We start from the raw sequence: 3,651 nt of genomic DNA on the forward strand, positions 1-3,651 counted from the left end.
CGTAGGAGAGGGGAAGGGACGGGGAAGAGATGACGGCTGAAGATCCTGGATCCGCCACTCCCCCGGTGCCGTTGTCAGTGCCTCCCCTTATCGTCCCGGCATGGTCTTCCCGCTTCCCGCCGAACTGTCCCTGCCCTCCGGCCGCTTCGAGCAACGCGGAGACGTGGAGGTGTGGTTCTCCGACGAACTGCCGGACGATCTCGTGGAGTTGTGGCCCCGGCTGCTGAAGTCGGCCGAGGTCACAGGGCTGTATCCGTTCATCTGCTGGCCGGATGACCATGGCCGGCCCGAGGACCTGAGCGAGATCGACGCGATCCGGCTCGATGCCGTGCTCGCGGCGGACTTCGCCGAGTATCGGCGCCGGCGGCTGCCGCGCTGGTCGAACCCGGTGTCGGACGAGGAATGGGCGGCGAGCGTGCCGGAGGAAGTCCGGGAGTACGTCGCGCCCTGGCCGCACGACCCGGGGCCGCCCTTCGAGAGCTGGCCCGGGCTCGCGGCGGGTGGGGTGGACACGGGTGCCGGGGTCGATCCGGAGGAGGCGGCCCGGCGGACCGTAGCGGATGTCCTCGGCACTGAACCCTTCGTGCACACCTGCTCCCTCGCCCTTGTGCCCGCCCGCCGTAGTGCCGATGTGCCGGCAATCCTGGGGTGGGCGGCCGAGGCGCCGCTTCCCCTGATGTGCGCGCTGTTGCGGAGTTGGGAGGAGCGGTTCGGGGCGCGGGTCGTGTCGGGGTTCGGGGGTGCGCTGACCGTGTCGGTCGCCCGGCCGCCCCTCGATGTCCCGCACGCTGAGCAACTCGCCCTGGAACATGTGCTGTCCACCGCCGACAACATCGTGGACGATCCGCCGACACCGTTCCCCGAGTACGCGAACGGGCTGGTGGGGCGGCATCGGTGGCGCTTCTGGTGGGACTAGGTCGCTGCTCGGTCGGCCGCGCGGGCTGTCGGGAACCATGGACGTGCGGCCCTCCCCGGTACTACCGTCAGAACCGCAATACCTCTGACTGAGTCAACTACCCTGAGCGAGCACCGGGGATCGATCATGACCGTCCAGGACATTCGCGCCTTCAACCGCTTCTACACGAACGTCATCGGCGCCCTCGACTACAGCCGCCACCTCTACGCCCCCTTCACCCTCACCGAGTCCCGCGTCCTGTACGAACTCGCGCACTCACCTCGTACGGACGCCGCCGATCTCCGTGCCGAACTCTCCCTCGACGCCGGGTACTTGAGCCGGATCCTGAACCGGTTCGAGCAGGACGGGCTGGTCGAGCGGGCGCCCTCGGAGCGGGATCCGCGGCGGCGGCAGGTCACGCTCACCGTGCGGGGGCGGGAGACCGCCGCGCTGTTGGCGGAGCGGGCGGACGAATCGGTGGGAGTGCTGCTCTCGACCGTGCCGGAGGCCGACCGGCCGCGGCTCGCCGAGGCGCTGCGCACCGTACGGACCATTCTGTCGGCGTCGGACAAGCGGCGACCGCGGCCGGAGGACGTAGTGCTGCGGGAGCCGGGCCCCGGTGATCTGGGCTGGATCGTGCAGCGGAACGCGGCGCTGTACGCCGCCGAGTACGACTTCAACGCCGACTACGAAGGGCTCGTCGCGCGGATCGTCGCCGATTTCGCCGAGGATCACGATCCGCATCTGGAGCGGGTGTGGATCGCCGAGCTCGACGGGCGGGCGGTGGGGTGTGTGATGTGCGTGCGGGACGACGCACCCGGTACCGCCCGGCTGCGGCTGCTGCTCGTCGAGCCCGACGCGCGCGGGCTGCGGATCGGGGATCAACTCGTCGCGGCTGTCGTCGAGTTCGCGCGCGGAGTCGGATATCGCGACCTCGTGCTGTGGACGAACGACGTCCTCGGGGCCGCCCGCCGGATCTACCAGCGGCACGGGTTCGTGCTCACCGCGGAGAAACCGCACCGCTCCTTCGGGCAGGACCTCGTCGGCCAGGACTGGCGGCTCGACCTGCACGAGCCACAGTGAGCGGTGACGAGTAGGGTCCGTGACATGAAGCTCGCCTTCTCCACCCTCGGTGTCCCGGGCCTCCCCGTGGCCGACGTGCTGGACCTCGCCGTCACGCACGGCTACCACGGCGTCGAGTTGCGCGCGCATCCCGAGGAGCCCGTGCACCCCGGTATCGACGCCGGCCAACGGGCCGACGTGGTCGCCGAGTTCAAGGCGGCCGGGGTCGAAGTCCTGGGCCTCGCGGGGTATGCGCGGGTGGCGGCGCCGGGTGACGACGACGCCGTACTCGCGGAGATCCGTGAACTGCTGGAGCTGGCACGGGACTTGGGCGCGCCCTTCATCCGTGTCTTTCCCGGTGGTGGTACCGAGCGGCCCGTCGGGGAGGCCGATGCCACGGCCGCTCGGCGGCTCGGTACGGCGGCGGAGTGGGGTGCCGATCTCGGCGTACGGGTGCTGCTGGAGACCCACGACTCGCACCGCACCGGCGCGGACGCGCTCCGCGTGCTCGGTCCGGTCGGGCACCGCCACGCCGGGGCGCTGTGGGACGTCATGCACACCTGGCTGGGCGGCGAGCAGCCGTCGGAGACGCTCGCCGCGCTGGGCCCGTATCTCGGATACGTGCAGGTCAAGGACATCGCGTCGGCCGACGACACCACCCCGCTGCCCCTCGGCGCCGGCGTCCTCCCGCTCGCCGAGTGCGTCGAGGTCCTCGCCCGGCACGAGTGGGACGGCTGGCTGTGCTGGGAGTACGAGAAGCGGTGGTACGAGGGCGCCGCGCCGCTCCCCGGGCTGCTGGCCGCCGGCCACGACCACCTGGCGCGGCTGCTCAACGACTCCGCGTAAACAACTGGCGGCCCCGGCGGGCCGCGGCTTAGGGTCCCCCGGTGCCTCCTCAACCCGCCCCGCGCCCCGTCATGCCCTCATGAGCCTCACCCGTACGTTGATCGACATCCGGCCGTTGCGGGCGTCCCCGGTGTTCCGGCGGCTGCTGATCGGGCGGACGGTGTCCACGCTCGGCAGCTTCATGACCATGGTCACCGTCATGTACCAGGTCTGGGACATGACGCGCAGCACGGTGTGGACCGGTGCGGTCGGCGTGGCGCAGGCCCTGCCGATGATCGGCTTCGGGTTGTTCGCGGGCGCCTGGGCGGACCGGGCCGACCGGCGCCGCGTCTATCTCACGGGCACCGCCGGGTCCGCCGCCTGCTCCCTCCTGCTGGCCGTGCAGGGCTTCACCGGGCACGTACCGGTGGCCGTGGTGCTGGCACTGGTGGCGGCGCAGTCCGCGTTCGCCGCGATCGGCGCACCCGCGTCGGGCGTGTTCGTGCCGCGGCTGCTGCCCAAGGACCAGGTGGCCGCCGGTCTCGCCCTGAACCAGGTGACCGGCCAGGCGATGATGCTGCTCGGCCCGGCCGTGGCGGGCGTGGTGCTCGGCTGGTGGGGCACCGGCGTCTGCTACCTGCTGGACACCCTCAGCTTCGGCGCGTCGTTCTACGGCGCCCTCGGCCTCCCCCCGCTGCCGCCCGAGGGCGAGAAGTCACGCCCCGGGCTGCACGGCATGTTCGACGGCCTGCGTTTCCTGGCCGGGCACCGGGTGGTGCGCGGCGCGCTGATCACCGACCTGGCGGCCACGGTCCTGGCGATGCCGGTCAGCCTCTTCCCTCTGATCAACGCCGAACGCTTCGGCGGCG

The 3,651-nt window shown here is 71.6% G+C and carries 4 protein-coding genes; all 4 read left to right on the forward strand.

Features of this window, described 5'->3' with window-relative positions:
* Positions 1-100: 100 nt before the first annotated feature.
* A complete protein-coding gene (locus AC31A1_RS48545) occupies positions 101-916 on the forward strand; it encodes a DUF4253 domain-containing protein (RefSeq protein ID WP_489659451.1) in 816 nt (271 codons plus the stop codon).
* 126 nt (positions 917-1,042) lie between these two features.
* Entirely contained in the window at positions 1,043-1,978 is a 936-nt protein-coding gene (locus tag AC31A1_RS48550) for a bifunctional helix-turn-helix transcriptional regulator/GNAT family N-acetyltransferase (RefSeq protein ID WP_489659452.1), read from the forward strand.
* Positions 1,979-2,002: 24 nt separating this feature from the next.
* Positions 2,003-2,803, forward strand: a complete 801-nt coding sequence (locus AC31A1_RS48555) for a sugar phosphate isomerase/epimerase family protein (protein ID WP_489659453.1) — start codon at positions 2,003-2,005, stop codon at positions 2,801-2,803.
* Positions 2,804-2,882: 79 nt separating this feature from the next.
* Positions 2,883-3,651 (forward strand): MFS transporter (locus AC31A1_RS48560; protein ID WP_489659454.1); only part of this gene is annotated, 769 nt, incomplete at its 3' end.

Source organism: Streptomyces sp. P5F9 (assembly GCF_057961495.1).